Source organism: Ruegeria sp. CG8, from assembly GCF_056537165.1.
Genome location: NZ_JBQFRA010000002.1, coordinates 491,401 through 514,117 on the forward strand (window position 1 = coordinate 491,401; position 22,717 = coordinate 514,117).

General features: G+C 60.8%; 26 protein-coding genes. 17 read left to right on the forward strand and 9 right to left on the reverse strand.

Annotation, left to right across the window (positions count from 1 at the left end; all coding sequences use genetic code 11):
• Positions 1–100: 100 nt before the first annotated feature.
• The 3 genes from ACR0EF_RS08400 to nthA are packed head-to-tail and all read right to left on the reverse strand — an operon-like array spanning position 101 to position 1,712.
• Positions 101–427, reverse strand: a complete 327-nt coding sequence (locus ACR0EF_RS08400; RefSeq protein ID WP_170338314.1) for a nitrile hydratase accessory protein — start codon at positions 425–427, stop codon at positions 101–103.
• A complete protein-coding gene (gene nthB / locus ACR0EF_RS08405; protein WP_170372216.1) occupies positions 424–1,101 on the reverse strand; it encodes a nitrile hydratase subunit beta in 678 nt (225 codons plus the stop codon). The genes ACR0EF_RS08400 and nthB overlap by 4 nt, the downstream gene beginning before the upstream one ends.
• Positions 1,098–1,712: a nitrile hydratase subunit alpha gene (gene nthA / locus ACR0EF_RS08410; RefSeq protein WP_170372214.1), complete on the reverse strand. Its 615-nt coding sequence runs from the start codon at positions 1,710–1,712 to the stop codon at positions 1,098–1,100. The genes nthB and nthA overlap by 4 nt, the downstream gene beginning before the upstream one ends.
• Positions 1,713–1,862: 150 nt before the next feature.
• Here nthA and secG point away from each other — a divergent pair, with 150 nt between their 5' ends.
• From secG to ACR0EF_RS08460, 10 genes are all read left to right on the forward strand, one after another.
• Positions 1,863–2,228 (forward strand): preprotein translocase subunit SecG, encoded by a 366-nt coding sequence (gene secG / locus ACR0EF_RS08415; protein WP_093962537.1) that lies wholly within the window; start codon positions 1,863–1,865, stop codon positions 2,226–2,228.
• 160 nt (positions 2,229–2,388) lie between these two features.
• A complete protein-coding gene (locus ACR0EF_RS08420; RefSeq protein WP_093963011.1) occupies positions 2,389–4,032 on the forward strand; it encodes a CTP synthase in 1,644 nt (547 codons plus the stop codon).
• An 80-nt stretch (positions 4,033–4,112) separates the two neighbouring features.
• Positions 4,113–4,406 (forward strand): DUF1330 domain-containing protein, encoded by a 294-nt coding sequence (locus ACR0EF_RS08425; RefSeq protein WP_170363112.1) that lies wholly within the window; start codon positions 4,113–4,115, stop codon positions 4,404–4,406.
• 39 nt (positions 4,407–4,445) lie between these two features.
• On the forward strand, positions 4,446–4,895 hold the full coding sequence (locus tag ACR0EF_RS08430; protein ID WP_170370987.1) for a tellurite resistance TerB family protein: 450 nt from the start codon (positions 4,446–4,448) through the stop codon (positions 4,893–4,895).
• Positions 4,896–4,915: 20 nt separating this feature from the next.
• Positions 4,916–5,353 carry a tellurite resistance TerB family protein gene (locus ACR0EF_RS08435; protein ID WP_093962539.1) on the forward strand — a complete coding sequence of 146 codons (438 nt, stop codon included), beginning with the start codon at positions 4,916–4,918 and terminating at the stop codon, positions 5,351–5,353.
• 5 nt (positions 5,354–5,358) lie between these two features.
• Positions 5,359–6,102 carry a phosphate/phosphite/phosphonate ABC transporter substrate-binding protein gene (locus ACR0EF_RS08440; RefSeq protein WP_170370988.1) on the forward strand — a complete coding sequence of 248 codons (744 nt, stop codon included), beginning with the start codon at positions 5,359–5,361 and terminating at the stop codon, positions 6,100–6,102.
• Between the two features lie 128 nt (positions 6,103–6,230).
• Entirely contained in the window at positions 6,231–7,007 is a 777-nt protein-coding gene (locus ACR0EF_RS08445) for an ABC transporter ATP-binding protein (protein ID WP_093962540.1), read from the forward strand.
• A gap of 32 nt (positions 7,008–7,039) precedes the next feature.
• Complete coding sequence (locus ACR0EF_RS08450; RefSeq protein WP_093962541.1) at positions 7,040–7,789, forward strand: transporter substrate-binding domain-containing protein; 750 nt, start codon at positions 7,040–7,042, stop codon at positions 7,787–7,789.
• 80 nt (positions 7,790–7,869) lie between these two features.
• Positions 7,870–8,757: an ABC transporter permease gene (locus ACR0EF_RS08455; protein WP_170372212.1), complete on the forward strand. Its 888-nt coding sequence runs from the start codon at positions 7,870–7,872 to the stop codon at positions 8,755–8,757.
• Positions 8,754–9,560, forward strand: coding sequence for an ABC transporter permease (locus ACR0EF_RS08460; RefSeq protein WP_170358529.1), 807 nt, complete (start codon positions 8,754–8,756; stop codon positions 9,558–9,560). Before ACR0EF_RS08455 ends, ACR0EF_RS08460 begins: the two co-directional genes overlap by 4 nt.
• A gap of 25 nt (positions 9,561–9,585) precedes the next feature.
• Here ACR0EF_RS08460 and ACR0EF_RS08465 read toward each other — a convergent pair whose 3' ends face one another.
• On the reverse strand, positions 9,586–9,873 hold the full coding sequence (locus ACR0EF_RS08465; protein WP_170372210.1) for a sll1863 family stress response protein: 288 nt from the start codon (positions 9,871–9,873) through the stop codon (positions 9,586–9,588).
• 275 nt (positions 9,874–10,148) lie between these two features.
• On the opposite strand from ACR0EF_RS08465, the gene ACR0EF_RS08470 reads away from it, so the two are divergent.
• From ACR0EF_RS08470 to ACR0EF_RS08490, 5 genes are all read left to right on the forward strand, one after another.
• Positions 10,149–11,468, forward strand: a complete 1,320-nt coding sequence (locus ACR0EF_RS08470) for a glutamine synthetase family protein (protein WP_170372208.1) — start codon at positions 10,149–10,151, stop codon at positions 11,466–11,468.
• Between the two features lie 58 nt (positions 11,469–11,526).
• Entirely contained in the window at positions 11,527–12,207 is a 681-nt protein-coding gene (locus ACR0EF_RS08475; RefSeq protein ID WP_170370747.1) for a type 1 glutamine amidotransferase, read from the forward strand.
• Positions 12,207–13,565 carry a glutamine synthetase family protein gene (locus tag ACR0EF_RS08480; protein WP_170338296.1) on the forward strand — a complete coding sequence of 453 codons (1,359 nt, stop codon included), beginning with the start codon at positions 12,207–12,209 and terminating at the stop codon, positions 13,563–13,565. The genes ACR0EF_RS08475 and ACR0EF_RS08480 overlap by 1 nt, the downstream gene beginning before the upstream one ends.
• Before the next feature lie 12 nt (positions 13,566–13,577).
• Complete coding sequence (locus ACR0EF_RS08485; protein ID WP_170370748.1) at positions 13,578–14,882, forward strand: NAD(P)/FAD-dependent oxidoreductase; 1,305 nt, start codon at positions 13,578–13,580, stop codon at positions 14,880–14,882.
• Positions 14,883–14,993: 111 nt separating this feature from the next.
• The gene (locus ACR0EF_RS08490) at positions 14,994–16,208 is read left to right on the forward strand and encodes a DegT/DnrJ/EryC1/StrS family aminotransferase (protein WP_170372206.1); all 1,215 of its coding nucleotides are present in this window, start codon (positions 14,994–14,996) and stop codon (positions 16,206–16,208) included.
• A 48-nt stretch (positions 16,209–16,256) separates the two neighbouring features.
• Here ACR0EF_RS08490 and phaR read toward each other — a convergent pair whose 3' ends face one another.
• From phaR to ACR0EF_RS08505, 3 genes are all read right to left on the reverse strand, one after another.
• A complete protein-coding gene (gene phaR / locus ACR0EF_RS08495; protein WP_170363106.1) occupies positions 16,257–16,811 on the reverse strand; it encodes a polyhydroxyalkanoate synthesis repressor PhaR in 555 nt (184 codons plus the stop codon).
• A gap of 136 nt (positions 16,812–16,947) precedes the next feature.
• A complete protein-coding gene (locus ACR0EF_RS08500) occupies positions 16,948–17,394 on the reverse strand; it encodes a phasin, PhaP (RefSeq protein ID WP_170338288.1) in 447 nt (148 codons plus the stop codon).
• A gap of 130 nt (positions 17,395–17,524) precedes the next feature.
• The gene (locus ACR0EF_RS08505) at positions 17,525–19,327 is read right to left on the reverse strand and encodes a PHA/PHB synthase family protein (RefSeq protein WP_170372204.1); all 1,803 of its coding nucleotides are present in this window, start codon (positions 19,325–19,327) and stop codon (positions 17,525–17,527) included.
• Between the two features lie 111 nt (positions 19,328–19,438).
• Between ACR0EF_RS08505 and phaZ the strand changes: the two genes are divergently transcribed.
• Both phaZ and ACR0EF_RS08515 read left to right on the forward strand, forming a co-directional pair.
• On the forward strand, positions 19,439–20,710 hold the full coding sequence (gene phaZ, locus ACR0EF_RS08510; RefSeq protein ID WP_170337826.1) for a polyhydroxyalkanoate depolymerase: 1,272 nt from the start codon (positions 19,439–19,441) through the stop codon (positions 20,708–20,710).
• Positions 20,710–21,294, forward strand: a complete 585-nt coding sequence (locus ACR0EF_RS08515; RefSeq protein WP_170372202.1) for a DUF6151 family protein — start codon at positions 20,710–20,712, stop codon at positions 21,292–21,294. The genes phaZ and ACR0EF_RS08515 overlap by 1 nt, the downstream gene beginning before the upstream one ends.
• Here the strand turns inward: ACR0EF_RS08515 and ACR0EF_RS08520 are convergent.
• Together ACR0EF_RS08520 and ACR0EF_RS08525 are read right to left on the reverse strand one after the other, a co-directional pair.
• Positions 21,291–22,001, reverse strand: coding sequence for an alpha/beta fold hydrolase (locus ACR0EF_RS08520; protein ID WP_170338281.1), 711 nt, complete (start codon positions 21,999–22,001; stop codon positions 21,291–21,293). The genes ACR0EF_RS08515 and ACR0EF_RS08520 overlap by 4 nt on opposite strands.
• Positions 22,002–22,085: 84 nt before the next feature.
• Positions 22,086–22,700 carry a hypothetical protein gene (locus tag ACR0EF_RS08525; RefSeq protein WP_170372511.1) on the reverse strand — a complete coding sequence of 205 codons (615 nt, stop codon included), beginning with the start codon at positions 22,698–22,700 and terminating at the stop codon, positions 22,086–22,088.
• Positions 22,701–22,717 lie beyond the last annotated feature (17 nt).

Below are 22,717 nucleotides of genomic sequence, written 5' to 3' on the forward strand. Positions count from 1 at the left end.
GGATCATGGCCACCGGACGGAGTCCGCGCCGTTGTTCATCTTGCCGGGAACACACGTGGAAAAGGCCCTGAACGGGCAACACCTTGAAAGCCAACTTGCGCTACAGGCGTACCGGCATTCCGTGAGGCGTCTTCAGATACGCCTCCTCCCAAGCTGCGCGCATTTCGTGGATTTCTTCGGGCAATGCCGTTTCCTGCTCTGCCAAAACCGACTCGAGCGTTTCGAGCCAGGCCATGAAATAGTCATCGCCCCCGTCCAGCTCGCGGTTCAGCCCGTGGCGCCGCAAAGTCTCGGAGAACCGGGCGGCCCAATCGGTCCAGGAAATCCGGCCGGCCTCGTTCAACGCCACCGTCACCGCAAACACCTGAGCGTGCCAGGGGTTCTCAAAAACCGGTCTTGGGGCGTTGTGATCGGGACAGATGCTCATGCGGGTTCCAGATAGCTTTGCCAGAGATCCAGAATCACCTCGTCATCCGGGTGTTCGGGATTGGCCCACAGTTCCGACGCGGGAAAAGCAACGGCATAAAGCGGCTCGGGCGCTTCACCCAGACCATGCGCGCTGGAGTCCGGCAAGACATGTGTGCCGTGAAACCGCAAAATGCGTCCGGTCGCGCCGGCTCCGTAAGCGGGCAGCCGCGTGTGTCCCCCTTCAACAAGACGATTGGCAGAAGGGCGCAACGTGCGAACGGTCTGGCCGACCTCAAAAGCGGCAGGGATGTTCGACGGGCGATCGGCCGGTCCACCTTTGGCCAGCACTCTGGCCACCGCATCTGCCGGCAGTTTTCGCGGAGCAAGCGGATGTGGCTCGTCAACGCCCTGCCCGCGCAGATCCTCGATCCGCAAAACCCCGGTCTCGACCAACAGGTCGGCCAGGGCCGAAATCCATTTCTCGTAATAGCTGAACCGGGCATAGTCCTTGGGGGACAGCCTTTCCCGCGCATGGCGCGACGTGTCGATGTTCCATTGGCCCAACGCGCCCGCAGCCAGCGTCACGGCAAGGGCCCGCGCGTGCCAGTCTTCGGCAAAAACCGGCGCGTCCTCAGGCTCGGGGCGTACCGGCCCGTCGCCGAACCGCCCGCCCATGTCGTGGACACGGGTCATGCCGACACCTTCGGCAAACCCGTGCCGATCATGCTGTCGCGCGTGACCAGCGCGGCCAGGTCCTCCTCGCTCAGACCGTCAGTGCCTTCCGGGCGCATGGGCAGGACCAGATACCGTATTTCGGCGGTCGAATCCCAGACCCGAACTGCGGTACCCTTGGGCAGTTCAACTCCGAACTCAGCCAGGACGCGGCGCGGCTCGCGCACGGCTCGGGCGCGGTATGCGTCAGATTTGTACCAACCCGGGGGGATACCCAACAGCGGCCATGGGTAACAGCTACACAAGGTGCAGACGACCATGTTGTGCGTCCGGGGAGTATTCTCGACCACGACCATATGTTCGCCCTGCCGGCCATAAAACCCCATCTCAGAGAGCGAAGGCGTAGCGTCGTCGAGCAGGGCGCGTTTGAACTCCGGGTCCGACCAAGCTTTGGCAACAACCTTCGCACCGTTCTGCGGACCGATCCGGTTCTGATAGGTGTCGATGATCTTGTCCAGAGCGGCCGGATCGATCAAACCCTTGCGGGTCAGGATCGTCTCAAGCGCTTTGACGCGCAAAGCGGGGTCCGGGGGCAGCAACGCGTGCGGGTGGTCGTGATCGTCATGTGGCATGGCCGCAGCCTGAGCCAGGCACCGCCGGGTGTCCAGCCCCATTTGGCCTGTTCGGCACAATCCCCGGCGGTGATGGCAACTCGTGGCTTGCCCCCGGCCTCAAACTTGCTTAAGTACCCGGCGATACACGCCACGCCGCACAGGAACACCATGGAAAACGTCGTTCTCATCATCCACCTTCTTTTGGCTTTGGGCCTGATCGCCGTTGTTCTGCTGCAGCGGTCCGAAGGCGGTGGCCTGGGCATGGGTGGCGGCGGCGGTGGCGCCATTGCAGGACGTTCGGCAACGACGGCACTGGCAAAGGTGACCTGGATCCTTGCAGCCTGCTTCATCGTCACCTCGATCACGCTGACGATTCTTGCCGCGGAAAAATCAGCTGGAAGCTCGGTCATCGACCGACTTGGCGTTCCGGCTCAGGACGCGACCGAAGAGAGCACACCTGCTGTTCCCTCGGCCGAGGACCTGCTGCCGCCGGCGCAGGGCGACAACGCGCCGCTGATCCCACAGGCCGACTGATCCACAAAACCTAGAAATCTGAAAGAGAACCACAACAGCATCTTGCGGTTCTCTTGCGCTTTTTGCGCGAATCCTTTATACGTGAAGTCCCGTGATGCTGCGGTTTTTTCGAACCGCCGGGCAGTTGATGTTGACGTCTCACGGGGGCAGCCGAAGAAACATGGCACGATTTATTTTCATCACTGGTGGTGTTGTTTCATCCTTGGGCAAAGGGCTGGCGTCCGCTGCTCTGGGTTCGCTTCTGCAGGCTCGGGGATACTCGGTTCGGCTGCGCAAGCTGGATCCCTACCTGAATGTCGATCCCGGCACGATGTCGCCGTTCGAACATGGTGAAGTTTTCGTCACCGACGACGGGGCCGAGACCGACCTGGACCTGGGACACTACGAGCGCTTCACGGGTGTTGCCGCACGAAAGACCGACTCGGTCAGTTCGGGGCGGATCTATTCAAACGTTCTGGAAAAGGAACGCCGCGGCGACTATCTGGGCAAGACCATTCAGGTGATCCCGCACGTGACCAACGAGATCAAGGACTTCATCGCCATCGGCGAGGATGAGGTCGATTTCATGCTGTGCGAGATCGGCGGCACCGTGGGCGACATCGAAGGCCTGCCCTTCTTTGAAGCCATCCGTCAGTTCAGTCAGGACAAACCGCGCGGCCAGTGCATTTTCATGCACCTGACCCTGTTGCCTTACATCAAGGCCTCTGGCGAGCTGAAGACCAAGCCCACCCAGCACTCGGTCAAGGAACTGCGCTCAATCGGCCTGGCGCCCGACATTCTGGTCTGCCGTTCCGAAGGACCGATCCCGCAGAAAGAGCGCGAAAAGCTGGCCCTGTTCTGCAACGTGCGCCCCGACGCGGTAATCGCCGCGCAAGATCTCTCGACCATTTACGACGCGCCGCTGGCCTATCACCGCGAAGGTCTCGATCAGGCCGTGCTTGACGCATTCCAGATCAGCCCGGCGCCCAAGCCCGACCTGTCGAAGTGGGAAGACGTCAGCGACCGCATCCACAACGCCGAGGGCGAAGTGAAGGTCGCGATCGTCGGAAAGTACACCCAACTGGAAGACGCCTATAAGTCCATCGCCGAGGCGCTGACCCATGGCGGCATGGCCAATCGCGTCCGGGTCAAGGTTGAGTGGGTCGATGCCGAGATCTTCGACACCGAAGACCCCGGCCCGCATCTGGAAGGGTTCCACGCCATTCTGGTGCCCGGCGGTTTTGGCGAGCGCGGCACCGAAGGCAAGATCAAGGCTGCGCAATATGCCCGCGAACACAAGGTGCCGTATCTGGGCATCTGTCTGGGCATGCAGATGGCAGTGATCGAGGCCGCGCGCAACGTGGCCGGCATTTCCGGCGCGGGGTCCGAGGAATTCGACCACGAGGCCGGCAAAAAACGCTTTGAACCGGTGGTCTATCACCTCAAGGAATGGGTTCAGGGCAACGCCAAGATCGAACGCAAGGTTGGTGACGACAAGGGCGGCACCATGCGTCTGGGTGCCTACAACGCGGTTCTGACCGAAGGCTCGAAAGTGGCCGAGGTCTATGGCAGCACCCAGATCGAAGAACGACACCGCCACCGCTATGAGGTGGACACCAAGTATCGCGAACAGCTTGAGAAAGCGGGTTTGAACTTCTCGGGGATGTCACCCGACGGACGCCTGCCCGAGATCGTCGAATGGTCGGATCACCCGTGGTTCATCGGCGTGCAGTACCACCCGGAACTGAAATCCAAACCTTTCGATCCGCACCCGTTGTTCCGCGACTTCGTTCGCGCGGCCAAGGACACGTCGCGTCTGGTCTGAAGCGGACTGTACGGCTTGGTCTTGCTTTGCAAAGCGTTCCGGTTCAGTTTGAGCCGGAACGGACAAAAGGAGCAGACCGCGTGAGCAAAGGATACTGGGTGGCCCATGTCGATGTAGACGACATGGAGACCTACAAGACCTACATCGCTGCCAATGGCGAGGCGTTTGCCGAATACGGTGCCCGTTTTCTGGTCCGCGGTGGAGATCGTCAGGTGCGGGAAGGCGCAGCGCGGGCGCGAACCGTCGTTATCGAATTTCCCAGCTACGAGGCCGCCCTGGCCTGCTATGAAAGCGACCTGTACCAAAAGGCTAAAGCCTTGCGCGATCCTGTTTCATCCGGTGATCTGGTGATCATCGAAGGGTATGACGCCTAGCACGGACACGGTGACAGAAATACGGATTCCCCAATGCCACTGCTAAAGAACTTCCTGCAGGCTTTGCGCCCTCCTCAGCAGACCACGCTGCCGGACCCTGATGCGGAACTGGCGCTTGGCGCTTTGCTGGTACGTGTTGCGCAGGCCGACCGCGACTACAAGATCGAGGAAATCAGCCTGATCGACCGCATCCTGGCGCGGCTCTATCAGCACAACGCGATCGAGGCCGCCAAGGTCCGCGCCACCTGCGAAAAGCTGCACGCCGCAGCCCCCGACACGGATACGTTCGGCAAACTGATCCGCGAAACGACGGATTTGCACGAACGTCTGGCCGCGATGGAGGCCCTTTGGGAGGTTGTGCTGGCCGACGGCAATTCGGACGAGGGCGAGATCAAGATCGTCGAAGAAGCGCGTATCGCCATGGGCCTCAGCTACAATGACAGCCGGGCCGCGCGCGAACGGGTGCAAAGCCGCTTGGACGCGGGCTGAGTGGCCGCTATATCTAGGCCATGTTCAACGCCTTCCTGTCCCGGCTGACCCAGCCGCAGCCCGACCCACTGACCGATGACGACGCCCGGCTGGCCTTGGCCGCCCTGCTGGTTCGCCTCGCTCGGTCCGATGATGACTATGCCGATACCGAGATGTCGCGCATCGACAAGGTTCTGGCCGAGCGCTACGGCCTGTCCCCGTTCGAGGCCGCAGGGCTGCGCGCCCAGGCCGAAGATCTGGAGGCCGAGGCCCCTGATACCGTCCGCTTTACCCGTGCCATCAAGGATGCGGTGCCGTACGACCATCGCCTCGGCGTGGTTCAGGCGCTGTGGTCGGTGGCGCTGGCTGACGGTCAGCGCTCGCAGGACGAGGACTCGCTGCTGCGGCTGGTCGTCAGCCTCCTGGGCGTCAGCGACGTGGATTCAGCTCTAGCCCGGCAGAAGGCCGCCAAATCGTGACGGCGATGCTGGGCATGTACGACATGCCCGCTTTGCAACCGGCCAACGATCGCTTTTGGAGTTTGATTCGCGCATATTTGGGCGAAGGTCCGAACCATCTGACCCGTGATCGCGATTTCTGGGAGATCTGGCAGGACCCTGACCTTGTCTTTGCCCAGACCTGCGGCATGCCTTATCGCACGCGCCTGCACGGCAAGGTGCATCTGGTCGGCACTCCAGATTATGACCTGCCGGGCTGTCCGCGGGGACACTACTGCTCGGTTTTCGTGGCCCGCGCTGAAGACGCGCGCGATCTGCCTGAACTGGCGGCCGGTTTTTTTGCTTTTAACGAGGCGCTGTCCCAATCGGGTTGGGCCGCGCCGGTCACGCATCTGTCCGAACTGGGCCTTGCTCCGGCGCGCCTGCTGGAAACCGGTGGACACGCTTTGTCGGCGCAGGCCGTGGCCGATGGACATGCCGATTTCGCATCGCTGGACGCGCTTACATGGGTGCTGCTGCAAGAGCATACCGATCTGGGCAAGCGTTTGCGCCCGGTGGAAAGCACACGCCCCACCCCGACGTTGCCCTACATCACCGCGATCACGCGCGATCCGGCTCCGGTCGCCACCGCGGTTCGCGCCGCGATCTCAGACCTTTCCCCGGCAGATCGCGCAGCGCTACACATCCGCGGGTTGATCGACATTGCAGCCGATCTCTACCTTGCCGTTCCCAACCCGCCATCGCCTGCGGCGTTGCTGCCTGAAAGCTGACCAATTTGACCACTGACCGTGGCCGAATCGGAGGTTTCGGGACTTGAACTTGTCATTTGCGCATTGCATTGCTCTTGTTTTTCGGCCCTAGTACCGCACCAACGCAATCAACAACACCAGGACGACCCGTGACAGACAGCACTCCCGTCATCGAGATCAAGAACCTGCACAAAAGCTTTGGCAATCTCGAAGTCCTCAAAGGAGTGGACATCACCGCCCATCGCGGCGACGTGGTGTCGCTGATCGGGTCATCGGGGTCGGGCAAATCCACCCTCCTGCGCTGTTGCAACTTGCTGGAAGACAGCCAGGAGGGCGAGATCCTGTTCAAAGGTGAGCCGGTGCGCTGGACGGGAACCCGCGATCACCGCCGCCCCGCCGATCCCAAGCAGGTGCTGCGCATCCGTACCAACCTGTCGATGGTGTTCCAGCAGTTCAACCTTTGGGCTCACATGACCATCCTGCAGAACGTGATGGAAGCCCCGATCACCGTGTTGGGCCGTGACCGGCACGAGGTCGAGGACAGCGCCCGCAAATACCTGGACAAGGTTGGCATCGGCGACAAATGCGACGCCTATCCCGCGCAGCTGTCGGGCGGCCAGCAACAGCGCGCCGCGATCGCGCGAGGCCTGTGCATGGAGCCCGAGGCGCTGCTGTTCGACGAGCCGACCTCGGCGCTGGATCCCGAGCTGGAACAGGAAGTGATCAAGGTGATCAAGGATCTGGCCGCCGAAGGCCGCACCATGATCATTGTCACGCACGACATGCAGATGGCCGCCGACATCTCAAGCCACGTGGTGTTTCTGCACCAGGGCCTGATTGAAGAAGAAGGCTCGCCCGAAGATATTTTCACTGCCGCCGAATCCGAAAGGCTTCGGGGCTTTCTCTCCGCCACAAAGGCGGCGTAAAATCAGGACAGAACCAAACAGGGGAGTTACCAATGAAAAACCTGATTCTGACCACTGCAGCGCTGGCGCTTGGCGCTGGTATGGCCATGGCCGACACGGTCCGCATGGGCACCGAGGGCGCCTATCCTCCGTACAACTTCATCAACGACGCCGGCGAGATCGACGGCTTCGAGCGTGAGGTCGGCGACGAGCTGTGCAAACGCGCCCAGCTGGAATGCGAATGGGTCAAGAACGACTGGGATTCGATCATTCCGAACCTGGTCTCGGGCAACTACGACACCATCATCGCGGGCATGTCGATCACGGCCGAGCGTGATGAGGTCATCGACTTCACCCAGGACTACTATCCGCCTACCGCGTCGGCCTATGTCGCAACCTCGGCGGATGCAGACGTGACCGGCGGTGTCGTCGCCGCACAGACCGCCACCATCCAGGCCGGCCACGTGGCCGAGTCGGGCGCAACGCTGGTTGAATTCGCAACGCCCGAGGAAACCATCGCCGCCGTGCGCAACGGTGAGGCTGATGCCGTTCTGGCCGACCGCGACTACCTGGTGCCGCTGGTCGAGGAATCGAATGGCGAACTGGTCTTTGTAGGCGATCCGGTTCCGCTGGGCGGTGGCGTTGGCATGGGCCTGCGCGAAAGCGATGCCGAACTGCGCGGCAAGTTCGATGCCGCCATCACCTCGATGAAAGAGGACGGCACCCTGAACGAGATGCTGAAAAAGTGGTTTGGTGAAGACACCGCCACCTACGCACCTGACGGCTCGGTCGTCACCAACTAAGCATCCGGTCCTGCGGTTCGGCGCCACACGCGCCGAACCCACCCCGGCCCGCGCCGGACCCGACGTTCGAAAGACGCCCCATGTTTTCCTTCTGCGCTGATCCCGACACGCTCGGCACGTTCCGCTGGTTTTCATGCTATCTGACCAACGGCGTGCACTGGTCGTTCTACCTGTCGTTCATCAAGGTTCTGGCCTTGCTGGCGGTGACGGCCCCGGTGGCGTTGGCTTTCGGCTTTGCGGGGGCCATGGCGGCGCGGTCGCATGTCCCGCCACTCGGTTGGCTGGGCAAGGGCTATATCGCCATCGTGCGCGGTGTGCCCGACATTGCGTTTTTCCTGTTTTTCGTGATCGCCCTGGACCAGGGGTTCGAGTGGATGCGGCATCAGGTGCTGTGTCCCGACTGGACCGATCCGATCCGCCAGGGCAACGATTTCCTCGTCTGCCCCCAGGCCAAGCTGCCGCTGGGCACCGCACCGGAATGGGTGCACGAAACCTACGGCTTTTTCCTGGCCGTCATCACCTTCTCGATCGTGTTTGGTGCCTTCGCCGCCAACGTGCTGTTCGGCGGCATGCGCGCCGTGCCGCTGGCGCAGCTTGAAACCGCCGAGGCCTATGGCATGACCCGCCGCCAGACCTTCTGGCGCATTCTCGTGCCGCAGATGTGGGTCTATGCCCTGCCCGGCCTGTCGAACCTGTGGATGGTGCTGATCAAGGCCACGCCGCTGCTGTTCCTGCTGGGGGTCGAAGACATCGTCTATTGGGCGCGCGAGCTGGGCGGCACCAAGACCTCGAAATTCACCGCCTATCCGCATGGCGACTGGCGCATGTGGTACTTCCTGTTCCTGCTGGTTTTCTACCTTGGCATGACCCGCGTTTCCGAGATCGGCCTCGAACGGCTGATGCGCCGCCTGTCGCATGGCCAGGCCACATCGGGCGGAGAGCTGCTGCGCAAGGAGACCACCGCATGAGCTGCCTGCAGACCATCCAGGATTACGGCCTGCGTTCGATCGGGTTTGGCGAGCGCCTGCTCCCGCGCAGCGATTTCACCCTGTGCGAACAGTTCACCCTGATCGGTTCAGGGATGATCTGGAACATCTATTTCGGCGTGATGGCGCTGGCCACCGGGTTCTTCCTGGCCACGGCCGTGGCCCTGGGCAAGGCGTCCAGCCGCAAGTGGCTGCGCAAACCGTCCGAGTGGTTCATCTTCATCTTCCGCGGCTCGCCGCTGTTCATCCAGTTCTTCTTTGCCTACTTCTTGTTCCTGTCGCTCAAGAAGACCTACCCGATGTTCGACGCCTTCACCTCGGCTTGGCTGGGGGCGCTGATCGTGTTGTTCCTGAACACCGCCGCCTATTCGGGCGAGATCTTCTATGGCGCGCTGCGGTCGATCCCCAAGGGAGATATCGAGGCCGCCGATGCCTATGGCATGTCGGGTTGGTCGCGCTTCCGCCGGATCGTGTGGCCCACCATGCTGCGGTTGGCCTGGCCCGCCTACACGAACGAGGCGATTTTCCTGTTCCATGCCACAACGCTGGTCTTCTTCTCGGCCTTCCCGGCCTGGCAGCAACGCGGGGACGCGCTGTACTATGCCAGCTATTTCGCCGACAAGACGTTCAACCCGTTCGTTCCCTACCCGATCCTGGCGTTCTATTTCATCCTGCTGACACTGGTGATCGTGGGCGTGTTCGGCCTGATCAACAAGCGGCTGAACCGGCACCTGCCGGTGGCGCGCAAGGCCAAGATGCGGTTCCGCCTGAACTTGGCGCGCTAAGGCGCCAAGCCCTTCAACTGTCGGTTCACTTAAAGCGCGCCATCGCGGAGTCAAAAGCCTCGGACATGTTGTCCCATGCCTTGTCGAATCCGGCTTTCATATCGGCCCAGGCCGCGTCGCTGGCCTTGCGCATTTCCTTCAATTCGGCTTCGGCCTTGTCCCGCTGCGCCCGCATCTCTTCCAACTGCTTTTGGTACTGGGTTTTACTGTCCGCCGCGGCTTCGTCGATTTTGGCCTTGGTCTTGTCGATTTCGGCGTTCCACTGGTCCAGCATGGCCTTGGCTTTTTCGACGTAAACATCTCTTTCCGACATCCGAACATTCCTTTCTTGTGAAAACTTTCCTGACTGCGGATCAAAGCGTAACCCAGCCCTCGCGATTCCCACAAATACGCAACCGAGTGTTGATCCGAGCCGGCCGATTGAAGTTGCAAAAAACCGTGCAATGCATGTGCTGGAATGGGTACATATCCTGATGTTTCGTTTATTCCTGCCGCGCCCGAGATTGTCACCCGAATAATTTGATCAAAAATCGTGACAAGGGCAGAAAGCTCGACTAGGTTTGCCGCAGCACAGCTACGGAGCCCCAGATGGACCTTGCCGCCCTGCATACATTTCGCGTCGCCGCCTGTGACCTGAACGGCCAGATGCGCGGCAAACGCGTGCCCCCGTCTTACGCCGACAAGCTGGACAGCGGCGCGGTGCGCATGCCGTTTTCGGCGCTGAACGTCGATCTGTGGGGCGCCGATATCGAGGGCAGCCCGCTGGTGTTCGAAACCGGCGACGCCGATGGCGTGCTGCGCCCGACCGAGCGCGGCCCCGTGCCGATGCCCTGGCTGACCACACCCACGGCGCTGGTGCCGATGTGCCTGTATGACGATCACGGCACACCCTTTGCCGGCGATCCCCGCCATGCGCTGGCCGCGGTCCTGTCGCGCTATGCCCAGCGCGGATGGAAAGTTGTTGCCGCGACCGAACTAGAATTCACCCTGCTTGACTCTTCGGACGCGCAACCAAAACCCCCGCATAACCCGGTTACCGGTCGTCGGCTGCGCGGCGAGGCGGTGTTGTCGATGGCCGAAATGGACGCCTTCGACGCCTTCTTCACCGAGCTCTATGACGGGTGCGCCGAAATGGGGATTCCGGCTCAGACGGCGATTTCCGAAAGCGGCATCGGCCAGTTCGAGATCAATCTGAACCATCAGGACGCCATGCGCTGCGCCGATGATACGTGGCTTTTCAAGGCATTGACCCGTGGGCTGGCCCGCAAGCACGGCTTTACCGCGACCTTCATGGCCAAACCCTATGCCGATGATGCGGGGAACGGAATGCATGTTCACTTCTCGGTGCTAGATGACCAGGGTCGCAACGTCTTTGACAATGGCGGGCGTGAAGGGACCGAAATCCTGCGCTCTGCCGTCGCCGGCTGTCTGGCCGCCATGCCAGGCAGCACGCTGATCTTTGCTCCGCATGGCAATTCGTACACGCGGCTCGTGCCCGGAGCCCATGCCCCCACAGGCGCGGCTTGGGCCTATGAGAACCGGACCGCCGCGATCCGCATTCCGGGCGGTGCGCCCGCCGCCCGCCGGATCGAGCACCGCGTGGCCGGCGGCGACATCAACCCCTATCTGATGCTGGCCGCGGTTCTGGGCGCGGCTCTGATCGGCATCGAGGACGGCCTTCAACCCCCGCCCCCGATCACGGGAAATGCCTACGAGATCGAAGGGCTTCCGCAATTGGCAGGGGACTGGGATTCGGCCATTTCGGCATTCGAGACGGACCCGATCATCGCGCGCATCTTCTCCGGGGATCTGATCCGCAACATGGTGATGACGAAAAGGCAGGAATCCGCACGCTTTGCCGACATGGACCCCGACAGTCACTGGTTGAGCTACCTGGAGTCCGTATGATCCTCTTGCCCGTGGATCGAGACTCGGGTAGATTGAATTTGATCAAATTTGGTGACTCATGAAAATCGGCATACTGCAGACCGGCCACGCGCCCGAACCGCTGGAACGATCGTTCGGCGACTACGACCTGATGTTTCAACAGCTTCTGGACGGCAACGATTTCGAGTTCGTGACTTATGCGGTGGTGGATGATGTGTTCCCCGACAGCGCAAGCGACTGCGATGGATGGGTGATCACCGGCTCGCGTCATGGCGCCTACGAAGATCATCCGTGGATCCCCAAGCTCGAGCAATTGATCCGCGAGATCCAAGCGGCACGGAAACCGTTGATCGGGGTCTGTTTCGGCCATCAGATCATCGCTCAGGCGTTGGGCGGCAAGGTTGAAAAGTTCGGCAAGGGTTGGGCGATCGGACGCACGGAGTATGACTATGACGGGCGCAAGGTTTCGTTGAACGCGTGGCACCAGGATCAGGTGACGGCCTTGCCCGACGGCGCCCAGCTATTGGGCAGCAACGCGTTCTGCAAGAACGCGATGGTTGCCTACGGGGACACGATCTGGACGGTGCAGGCACATCCCGAATACTCCAACGATTTCATTCAGGGCCTCATGGAGACACGCGGTAAAGGCGTGGTGCCCGACGCCCTGATGGACGACGCAAAAACCCGATGGAACGCGCCGGATGACAACGCCAATATCGGGCGTTTCATGGCAGAGTTCCTGAAGAAAGAGAGGGCCTGATGGCCGACTGGACAGACCAACTTCCACAAGCAGCACGGGATTACATCGAAGGGCACCGGCTGGACGAGGTCGAATGCATCATCTCAGACCTGCCGGGGATTGCCCGCGGCAAGGCAGTTCCGGCATCGAAATTCGCCAAGCAGGCCTATTTCCATCTACCCGACAGCATTTTCTACCAAACCATCACTGGTGACTGGGGTGAGGCCGCGGGTGAGGATGGGTTCATCGAACGCGACATGATCCTCAAGCCCGATTTCAGCACGGCCTCGGCGGCACCGTGGACCGGTGACTGGACCCTTCAGGTGATCCATGACGCCTACGACAGGGACGGCGATCCGATTCCGTTCAGCCCGCGCAACGTGCTCAAACGCGTGGTCCAGCTGTACAAGGACAAAGGGTGGAAACCGGTTGTCGCGCCCGAGATGGAGTTCTTTCTGGTTGCCCGCAACGTGGACCCGGCCAAGGGGATCGAGCCGATGATGGGCCGCTCGGGCCGTCCGGCTGCCGCGCGGCAGGCCTATTCCATGACCGCCGTGGATGAATTCGGCCCTGTGATCGACGACATCTATGATTTCGCCGAGGCACAAGGGTTCGAGATCGACGGCATCACCCAGGAGGGCGGCGCCGGTCAGCTTGAGATCAACCTGCGCCATGGCGACCCGGTCAAGCTGGCCGACGAGGTGTTTTATTTCAAACGCCTGATCCGCGAGGCTGCGCTGCGCCACAACTGCTTTGCCACCTTCATGGCCAAACCGATCGAGGATGAACCGGGATCGGCCATGCACATCCATCACTCGATCATCGACATGGAGACGGGCAAGAACCTGTTCTCGGGGCCTCAGGGCGGCGAGACGGACGCGTTCTACAACTTCATCGCCGGTCTGCAACTGCACCTGCCCGCCGGGCTGGCGGTGATGGCGCCCTACGTCAACTCGTACCGGCGCTACGTCAAGGACCACGCCGCCCCGATCAACCTGGAATGGGCGCGCGACAACCGCACCACGGGCATCCGCGTGCCACTGTCAGGCCCCGACAGCCGCCGGGTGGAAAACCGCATCGCCGGGATGGATTGCAACCCCTATCTGGGCATCGCCGTGTCGCTGGCCTGCGGCTATCTTGGCCTGGTCAATCAGGACCGGCCGCGCCGTCAGTTCTATGGCGACGCCTACGAAGGTGACGGCGACATCCCGCAGGTCATGGGCAACGCGCTGGATCTGTTCGACGAGGCCGAAGCCTTGCATCAGGTTCTGGGCCCCGAGTTCGCACGGGTCTACAGCATCGTAAAACGCGCCGAGTACGAGGAGTTCCTGCAGGTGATTTCGCCGTGGGAGCGTGAACACCTGCTGCTGAACGTCTGAGCCATGTGCGCCATGAACCTGCTGTACAGCAATGACAAACGCGGCACCTACCCGCCCAGCTGGTATGCCGCCACCGCGCACCCGCGAACCCCGACCGAGCCGCTGCGCGGCGATGTCACTGCCGACGTTTGTGTCGTGGGTGGAGGGTATACGGGTCTTTCGACCGCGCTGCACCTGGCCGAGGCCGGTTTCAGGGTAGTCCTGCTTGAAGCGCATCGCGTGGGTTTCGGCGCCTCGGGGCGCAATGGTGGCCAATTGGGCAGCGCCCAGCGCATGGATCAGGAAGACCTGGAGAAACTGGTCGGGCGCGACGACGCGGCCAAGCTGTGGGATCTGGCCGAAGACGCAAAGACGCTGACCAAATCCCTGATCGAACGTCAGGGCATCGATTGCGACTTGAAACCGGGCATCGCCACGTTGGGCTTCAGCGACGGCGAACGCGCCGAATTGCACGCTCACGCCAAGCACCTGAAAGCCGCCTATGGCTATGACCAGATCGAGCTTCTGGATGCCGAAGCCGGGCGCGCGCTCTGCCCCTCGCCGGCCTATGCGGGCGGATATCTGGACATGGGCGCGGCCCATCTGCACCCGCTGAACTATGCGCTTGGCCTGGCCGAGGCCGCCTTGGCCGCCGGCCTGACGCTGCACGAAAACACCGAGGTTCTGGGCATCGAGGAAGGCCCGCGCGTCACCGTTCGCACCGAACAGGGTTCGGTCACGGCCGACCATCTGGTTCTGGCCTGCAATGGCTATCTAGGCAATCTGAACCGCAAGGTCGCTGCGCGGGTCATGCCGATCAACAATTTCATCGCCGCGACCGAGCCGCTGGGCGCCGAGGCCGCAAAGGTTCTGACGCAGGACGTGGCCGTTGCCGACACGAAATTCGTGGTGAACTATTTCCGGCTCAGCGCCGATGGGCGGCTGTTGTTCGGCGGTGGCGAGAGCTATGGCTATCGCTTTCCATCCGACATCGCCGCCAAGGTCCGCAAACCGATGACCGAGATCTTTCCGCATCTGCGCGATGTTCGGATCGACTATGCCTGGGGCGGTACGCTGGCCATCACCATGCGGCGGATGCCGTACCTGACGCGTCTGGCGCCAAACATCCTGTCGGCCTCGGGCTATTCCGGTCATGGGGTCGGCACTGCGACCCATGCCGGTCAGTTGATGGCGCTGGCCATCCAGGGCCAGGCCGAAGGGTTCGACACGATGGCCCGCGTGCCTGCCATGCCCTTCCCCGGAGGCTCGGCCCTGCGCAGCCCTCTGCTGGTGCTGGCGATGACTTGGTATGCCCTGCGTGATAGGCTGGGCCTTTGACCCACCACTTGTGACGGTTCGGTGAAATTTCGCCCAGCAGGCGAATGAAGGCTTGGTTTGCTCAGCTTTTCATTTTATCTTTTCCAAACATAGAATTTGGGATTATCAAATATGACGCTGCCACCCAACGTCCATGACGCCGAACCCATCCCCGCCGCTGCCAAAGACGCGATCGAGTCCCTGATGCAATCCGGGGACCTGTTCCGCTATACCGCGCCGCAGGACGCACCGGTTGCTTTGCTTGAGGCAGAGTTCGCCGAGTTGCTGGGCAGCAAATACGCGCTGGCGGTGTCGTCCTGTTCGGCGGCGCTGTTCCTGTCGCTGAAGGCGCTGGGGCTGCCGCGGGACGCGCGGGTGCTGATCCCGGGCTTTACCTTTGCGGCGGTGCCCTCGTCGGTGGTGCATGCAGACTGCGTTCCGGTCCTGTGCGAGGTGGGCGACAATTACCGCATCGACATCGACGATTTCGCGGCCAAGCTCGACGACGTTCAAGCGGTGATCATCAGCCACATGCGCGGCCATACCTCGGACATGGACGCGATCATGGCGCTGTGCGACGCGCGCGACATCCCGGTGATCGAGGACGCGGCCCATTCGCTGGGCACCACTTGGCATGGCCGCAACATCGGCACCATCGGCAAGGTGGGCTGTTTCTCGTTCCAGTCCTACAAGATGATCAACGCGGGCGAAGGGGGCATCCTTGTCACCGACGACGCCGACCTAGTCGCACGCGCCGTAATCATGTCGGGCGCCTACGAGCACAATTGGAAGAAACACAAAGGCCCGCACGGCCAGAATACACCTGATCTGGAGCAAGCTTTTGCGCGATGGCAGAACAAGTTGCCGCTCTACAATCTGCGTATGAGCAATCTCAGCGCCGCGGTGATCCGCCCCCAACTGCCCGAACTGGCGCGGCGGGTGCGGGACGGGCTGGCCAACCACGATTATGTCGCGCAGCGCCTGAACTCCTCACCGCATATCCACGTCCCCGACCCGTTGACACCGGAGCGACGCGCGCCGGATTCGATCCAGTTCAACCTGGTCGATCTGGACAAAGACCAGATCAAGGCATTTGCCGCTGCCGCCGAGGGCCGTGGCGTCAAGGTGCAGGTGTTTGGTCTGAACGAGGACAATGCCCGCGCCTTCTGGAACTGGCAGTTTCTGCCAGAGCAGGTCGAGTTGCCTCGAACGCGCGCAATGCTGATGTCGGCCTGTGACGTGCGTCTGCCGGTGCGCCTGACCCGTGCGGAACTGGATGTAATCGCCGACATCATCCTGGCCTCGGTCGGCGAGGTTACCGCACCCGAAGTGGCCTTCGGCACCTGACCCCAACACAGGAAAGTAAAAGCCCGGGTTGTCCGGGCCTGTCTGGTCTCAGCTGAGCTTGGAAAGCTTCTGCTGCAATTCAGCCAGTTGTTTCTTGATGTCGTCCAAGTCTTCTTTGGACTCGGACTTGCCTTCTTCGTCCTTGTCCGGCCCGGACCAATTACCCGACAGCCCGCCTGTCATGGCCTTCAGGAACGCCTGCTGCTGCGCCTGCATTGCTTCGAACCCGGGCATGCTGCTCATGGGGTTCATCGCATTCATGTTTTCCATCATCTTGGCCTGGCTTTCGCGCAGCATCTCAAAGCTGGATTGCAGGAATTGAGGCATCATGCCCCCGCCCGGCACCATGTAGCTGCGCACCAGGTCATTCAGAACGTTCACAGGCAGAACGTTCTCACCCCGGCTTTCATGTTCGGCAATGATTTGAAGTAGATACTGTCGTGTCAGGTCGTCGCCGGTTTTCAGGTCGATGATCTGAACCTCGCGCCCGTCGCGGATGAACCCAGCGATGTCCTCGAGCGTGACGTAGTCGCTGGTCTCGGTGTTATACAGCCGACGGCTGGCATACCGCTTGATCAGCAGAGGTTTATCTTTGTCCGACACCGTTTACCCTCCCCAAGGATGATGCGTTGCAGCAGAGGTTATGCGACTGCAGAACAAAAAGAAAGGGCAGGTCAATGGACCTGCCCTTAGCGATTGCACCAATTTGGGAGGGATGGGTGCGTTTCGCGGATCTTGCTTACTTGGCAGCCGTTGCTTTCTTGGCAGCAGCGGTCACTTCGTTGGTGGCTTTCTTGACGGCCGCGGTGGTTTCTTCCGCAGCTTCTTTGCCAGCAGCCATCAGCAGCTCGACAGTTTCCGACTGAACTTTCTTGGCGATTTCAGCGAAAGCAGCCAGGTTCTCGGCAGCAACTTCAGCCGAAGCGCTGGCGAAATCGGTTGCTGCTTTGGCGTAGTCGGCCGGCTCTGCTTTGGCTTTCGACATCTCGCTCAGCTTGGCCAGAGTTTCCTTGGTCCATTTGTTCGAGATTTCAGCCGATTTCTCGGCAGCTTCCAGAGCAACACCCGACAGCTTTTCGTTCAGCGAAGCGGTCGATTTGAATGCATTTTCAACGGCGGAGGTGTCCACCGGGAACGCGCCCATCATGTCTTTCATGATCGCGGTAAAGTCTTGGGTCTTTGCCATTGTCCTAATCCTTTCAGCCGGTCCGGGCCCACCCCGGGTTTCATCAGCTTGAGGACAATATGATTGCTGCGGCGCAGCATTTCAAGTTTTTTGTTGCTGCACCGCAGAATTTTTTAGTTTCAATGTGAAATCAAGACTTTGGTTTGGCGACTACATAGGTTCCCGGCGCCGGAGCCAACGGTGGATGGCTCGAATCACCCGGTTCGCGTGCCGGAACCTGCTTGCCAGACCGCTTCTTCAACCAAGCCTCCCAGCGGGGCCACCACGAGCCTTCGTGGAAGCTTGCCTCTTTCATCCAGGTATCGGCACCCGCCTTGAGATCGGGGTTGGTGTAGTGACCGTATTTCTTTTTGCTGGGCGGATTGACGATGCCTGCAATATGTCCCGATTCCGAAACGATGAAGGTTTTGCTGCGGGAACCCATTTTCTGCACACCGCGATAGCAGTCCTTCCAAGCGGCGATATGGTCCGTCTCGCAGGTGATCGCCATCAACGGCACATCCACGTCGCGGACATGCAGCTTGTGGCCCATCAATTCGAACCCGTCCGAGGCGAACTCGTTGCGCTGACACAAGCCACGTAAATACTGCACAGCCATTTTCGCGGGCAGGTTCGCGCCGTCCCCATTCCAGTACAACAGGTCAAAGGCGGGTGGCGTCTCGCCCAGCATGTAGCTGCGGATCGCCGGTCCATAGACCAGGTCGCGAGACCGAAGGAACGACATCGTGCGCGCCATGATCCATGACCGCAGCACACCTTCCTTGTTCACCTCTTCCTCGATCCCGTCGATGAAATCATTCTGCAGGAAGGGGGTAAACTCGCCCTGATCCGAAAAATCGGTCAGCGCCGTAAAGAACGTGGCGGATTTGATCGACTTGTCACCGCGCTGCTTCAAAAGCGACAGAGTGAGGCTCAAGGTCGTTCCGGCAATGCAGTACCCGACCGCATTGACTTGTTTGACCTTGCAGATCTTCTTGGCCTTTTCGACCGCCGTCAGGAATCCGTCCTGAACGTAGTCTTCCATTCCCGTTTCGGCATAGCTGGCATCCGGATTGACCCAGCTGACGACGAACAAGGTATAGCCCTGATCGGTGATCCACTTGATCAGGCTGTTCTGTGCCTTCAGATCCAGGATGTAGAACTTGTTGATCCAGGGCGGGAACAGAACGACGGGGGTTTCATAAACCGTCTCAGTCGCAGGACTGTACTGGATCAGTTCCATCATCCGATTTCGATAGACGACTTCTCCGGGTGTTGTGGCCAGGTTGCCGCCCACCTTGAACGCGTTTTCATCCGCCAGCTTGACGATCAACTCGCCATCATTCGCTTCGAGATCGGCAACAAGATTCTCCAGCCCTTGGATCAGCGACTGGCCATCGGTTTCGATCGCCTTCTGCAGAGCGTCGGGGTTGGTCGGCAGGAAATTCGTCGGCGACATCATGTCGACAATCTGCTGCGAGAAGTATTTCAGCCGCCGCTTGTCCTTGGCGTCCAAGTCCTCGACCGACTCCACTGCGTTCGCGATGGCTTCGGCATTGGTCAGGTATTGCTGTCGGACGAGACGGAAATAGGGGTTCGTGTCCCACAGCGGGTTCGAGAAGCGTTTGTCCTTGGTCGGAGCCTCGTCCGCTTCGCCTTCACCCGCCAGCAGGGCCTGCTGCGCCGCAGCAAAATTCAAGACGGACTTGCCCCAGTATTCCAGCTGTTGTTCCAACAACTTGGCCGGGTTCTGCAGAGCCTCAGCCCAATAAGCTGTTGCTGCTTTTGCAAAAAGTTCCTGATTCGGGCCGTCCAGCGCGGGTGTATGAGCTTTTTTCGACGCCATCACCTCGATCAGCCGCTTGGACAGATCTTCGACTTTCAGCATATTTTCCTTAAGGCGTTCAACGTGTTCGTCGCTTAAGTCGGGCATGTGGCCTTCACTTGTTGTCATTTTAACAAATCCCCCCTAACCTCGCTGCTGTGCAGAATATCGTCGTGGGCACCGGGGGGCAAAGCGACGAATGGTCCGAACTCTCAGGCTGACATTTAGGAGGCCATTCCCGTGCGTTACATGATGACCTACGACCTGATGGAAACCATGCGCAACACCAACCAATGGCTTGGTGCAACCGCAAGCGCGATGGCGTCCTACCCCCAGTTTTCCATGATCCCCAACCCGGCATTCAACTGGATGGCCGCGTGGGGCGAAGTAACCGAACGCACGTTTCAACGCATGGTCGTGAAACCCGATTGGGGTATCCGAACGTTTACCTGCGAAGACGGCAAAGATCATCTGGTGGATGTCACCTCCGTGCTTGAACGCCCGTTTGGCGATCTGGTCCACTTTCGCGTGAATGGCCGCAAAGAGCAACCGCGCAAGGTGCTGTTGGTTGCGCCGATGTCCGGACACTACGCCACCCTGCTGCGCTCGACCGTCAAGAGCCTGCTGGTCAATTGCGAAGTCTATGTGACCGATTGGCATAACGCGCGCGACATCCCCGTGTCCGAAGGCAAGTTCGATGTCGAGGACTACACCCTTTACCTTGTCGATTTCATGAAGGAGCTGGGGCCGGACACGCATGTCGTCGCTGTCTGCCAGCCCGCGCCCCTGACCCTTGCGGCGACGGCGTACCTTGCCGAAACCGACCCCAAAGCGCAGCCCAGCACGCTGACGCTGATCGGTGGCCCGGTTGACCCTGATGCAACCCCGACCGAAGTCACCGATTTCGGCCGCCGCGTGACCATGGGCCAGCTTGAGGAAACGATGATTCAGCGGGTGGGCTTCAAATACAAGGGCGTGGGACGCATGGTTTATCCCGGGCTTCTTCAATTGGCTTCCTTCATGTCGATGAATGCCGAGCGCCATGGCAAGGCGTTCTCCGACCAGATCCAGCGCGTCATGCGGGGTGAGGCGTCGGATCATGACGCCCACAACCGTTTCTACGATGAATATCTGGCCGTGATGGACATGACGGCAGAGTTCTACCTCTCGACGGTCGAGCGGGTGTTCAAGAACCGTGAGATCGCCCGGAATGAGTTCATCGTGGCTGGCCACAAAGTCGACATCGGCAAAATCACGGATGTGGCGGTCAAGACGGTCGAAGGCGCCAATGACGACATCTCGGCCCCCGGTCAGTGTATCGCGGCGCTGGACTTGTGCACCGGCCTGCCCGACAGCAAGAAGGCCAGCCATGTCGAACCCGGCGCGGGCCATTACGGTATCTTCGCCGGACGCAGTTGGCGTGACAATATCCGCCCGCTGGTCATAGATTTCATGAACGAAAACAGCCGCAAACCGCGCCGCCGCGCGGCCAACAGCAACAAGGTTGCTTGATGTCCGCAGACCCGGCCTCTGCCCTTCGGTTCGCCTGCAACTGCGGCGAGCTTGGCGGCGAGATCACGGCCAAGGGGGTGTCCAGTGGCACCCATGTCGTCTGTTTCTGCCCAGATTGCCGCGCCGGACAGCTGTATTTCGGTCAACCTGACCCCGCACCCGGGCCGGTCGACATTTTTCAGATGTCGCCCGAATATATCCGCATCACCAAAGGCGCCGAGAACCTGGCCGTGATGCGGCTGGGCCCCAAAGGTCTGTTTCGATGGTACGCCAAATGCTGCAACGCGCCTGTGGCTACCACCACCAGCAGCATGAAATTCCCCTTTGCCGGATTTGATGTCGCCCGATTTTCCGATCTCTCCCCTCTGGGGCCTGTGAAGACCCGCGCCCATGTCCCGCAGGCGAATGGCAAATGGAAGCACGAGAATGTGGCTCCTGCTGTTCTCGGCATGATCCGCAGAGTCATTGCGGCGCGCCTTTCCGGTCGTTGGAAGCAAACTCCGTTCTTCGACGTCGCAACCGGAAATCCGGTTGTGGCTCCGCATGTCATCAGCCTTGAAGAACGCAAGGCGCTGTACGACTAGAAAACCCGCACGGGTATGTTCAACCAATCGGACAGCGCGTCGGTGGTTTCACCCGGCGCTTCAAGCGTTGGAAGATGACCCGCCATGTCCACCACATGCAAGGCTGCCCCGGGGATCAACTCGGCCATGAAGCTGTGTTTTCTGACCGGCGTCAAAGTGTCATGTGCCCCGCACAGAACCAAGGTCGGCACCTTTATTCGCCGCAAGGTGCCCTGCTGATCCGGACGGCGCTGCAGAGCGCGCATTTGGCGCACGAACAGTTCCGGCCCCAGCTCCAGCGCCATTTCCAGCATGTCGTTCAATATCGGGATCCGCTGCGGTCCGGGGGCCAGCGTGTCCGAGCCCAGAACCTTGCGCATGACATCCTCAAGACGGCCAGCCTGCGCCGCAACGATCAGCTCTTCGCGGTCAGCGGCGATCTGGGGGGTATCGGCCTGCGCATCCGTCGCCATGAGGCAAAGGCGGGTCACGCGTTCCGGGGCCCGGCGCACCAGTTCCAGCGCGACAATGCCCCCCATGCTCAGACCAGCCAACGCAAAGCGGTGGGGCAACTGGTCCAAAAGCGACGAGGCAATCTCTTCGATCCGATCACCGCCGCCGATCGGCGCGACCATCACCGGCCTGGTCTGAGACAGCCGGGTTGTCTGCGGCTGAAACAGCCGTGCATCGCACATCAATCCTGGCAACAAGACCAGCGGCTCGATCACGCAGGGCCTCCTTGTACTGGCCGATCGGCTCGGCCGTTTTGTTGATCAGGATGAGAGTTTCGGCGCAGACGGGCAAGAAAAACTTTAGGGATAGCGGATTGCGCGAAATTCGGGAAAGTCCGCATAGCGCCGACGGCGTTCGCTCAGGGTCTCATCCGGATCGGCGCCGGCCCGGAGCAGGCTGCCACGCGGCGCAATGTAGCTGTCGATCCGGCGCAGTGGGGTGGGCCGCCACACCAGATTGAAGGCGCAAAGTTTGGGAAAGAACCAGATCTCGGAATAATCCAGATGATCGTGCATCCACCAGGCCAGATCGCGCCAGTCCCTGCCTTGAGCGTGACGGTCGGCAAACCATGGGATCACGATCGAGGCTCCGGCAATTCGCGCCTCGCCTGTGCCCCGGTCCCAGATGTGGCATTCAAGGGGATGATCATTGCGCGCACAGTTCAACTTGTTCTCGTTTCCAAACCGGTTCAGCGAGGGTGACCGGTATCCAGACCGGACGGCAACGCGTCCGAATGTTTCCTCCAACGGATCCAGAAGGGTTTCGCAGAATGCACGGCCGGTTTCGATGGCCAGATCCGGGTTGTCCGGCAGGTTCTGTTTTTCGTGAAAGTTCCCGATCTCGGAATACAGGAAATCGCGCATGAAGAAATGGCGCGACAGACGCACGCGGCCGAGGGTCTCGAGGCTCCACATGCTGCCTGGTCTGCGCA

Bases quoted from the DNA above. Each gene is read 5' to 3' on its own strand.
- ACR0EF_RS08420 (WP_093963011.1), top strand. From the start codon at position 2,389: ATGGCACGATTTATTTTCATCACTGGTGGTGTTGTTTCATCCTTGGGC.
- ACR0EF_RS08440 (WP_170370988.1), top strand. From the start codon at position 5,359: ATGCTGGGCATGTACGACATGCCCGCTTTGCAACCGGCCAACGATCGC.
- ACR0EF_RS08485 (WP_170370748.1), top strand. From the start codon at position 13,578: ATGAACCTGCTGTACAGCAATGACAAACGCGGCACCTACCCGCCCAGC.
- ACR0EF_RS08480 (WP_170338296.1), top strand. From the start codon at position 12,207: ATGGCCGACTGGACAGACCAACTTCCACAAGCAGCACGGGATTACATC.
- ACR0EF_RS08465 (WP_170372210.1), bottom strand. From the start codon at position 9,873: ATGTCGGAAAGAGATGTTTACGTCGAAAAAGCCAAGGCCATGCTGGAC.
- ACR0EF_RS08450 (WP_093962541.1), top strand. From the start codon at position 7,040: ATGAAAAACCTGATTCTGACCACTGCAGCGCTGGCGCTTGGCGCTGGT.
- ACR0EF_RS08460 (WP_170358529.1), top strand. From the start codon at position 8,754: ATGAGCTGCCTGCAGACCATCCAGGATTACGGCCTGCGTTCGATCGGG.
- ACR0EF_RS08400 (WP_170338314.1), bottom strand. From the start codon at position 427: ATGAGCATCTGTCCCGATCACAACGCCCCAAGACCGGTTTTTGAGAAC.
- ACR0EF_RS08515 (WP_170372202.1), top strand. From the start codon at position 20,710: ATGTCCGCAGACCCGGCCTCTGCCCTTCGGTTCGCCTGCAACTGCGGC.
- nthA (WP_170372214.1), bottom strand. From the start codon at position 1,712: ATGCCACATGACGATCACGACCACCCGCACGCGTTGCTGCCCCCGGAC.
- ACR0EF_RS08455 (WP_170372212.1), top strand. From the start codon at position 7,870: ATGTTTTCCTTCTGCGCTGATCCCGACACGCTCGGCACGTTCCGCTGG.
- ACR0EF_RS08475 (WP_170370747.1), top strand. From the start codon at position 11,527: ATGAAAATCGGCATACTGCAGACCGGCCACGCGCCCGAACCGCTGGAA.
- nthB (WP_170372216.1), bottom strand. From the start codon at position 1,101: ATGACCCGTGTCCACGACATGGGCGGGCGGTTCGGCGACGGGCCGGTA.
- ACR0EF_RS08505 (WP_170372204.1), bottom strand. From the start codon at position 19,327: ATGACAACAAGTGAAGGCCACATGCCCGACTTAAGCGACGAACACGTT.
- secG (WP_093962537.1), top strand. From the start codon at position 1,863: ATGGAAAACGTCGTTCTCATCATCCACCTTCTTTTGGCTTTGGGCCTG.
- ACR0EF_RS08500 (WP_170338288.1), bottom strand. From the start codon at position 17,394: ATGGCAAAGACCCAAGACTTTACCGCGATCATGAAAGACATGATGGGC.
- ACR0EF_RS08470 (WP_170372208.1), top strand. From the start codon at position 10,149: ATGGACCTTGCCGCCCTGCATACATTTCGCGTCGCCGCCTGTGACCTG.
- ACR0EF_RS08435 (WP_093962539.1), top strand. From the start codon at position 4,916: ATGTTCAACGCCTTCCTGTCCCGGCTGACCCAGCCGCAGCCCGACCCA.
- ACR0EF_RS08490 (WP_170372206.1), top strand. From the start codon at position 14,994: ATGACGCTGCCACCCAACGTCCATGACGCCGAACCCATCCCCGCCGCT.
- ACR0EF_RS08525 (WP_170372511.1), bottom strand. From the start codon at position 22,700: ATGTGGAGCCTCGAGACCCTCGGCCGCGTGCGTCTGTCGCGCCATTTC.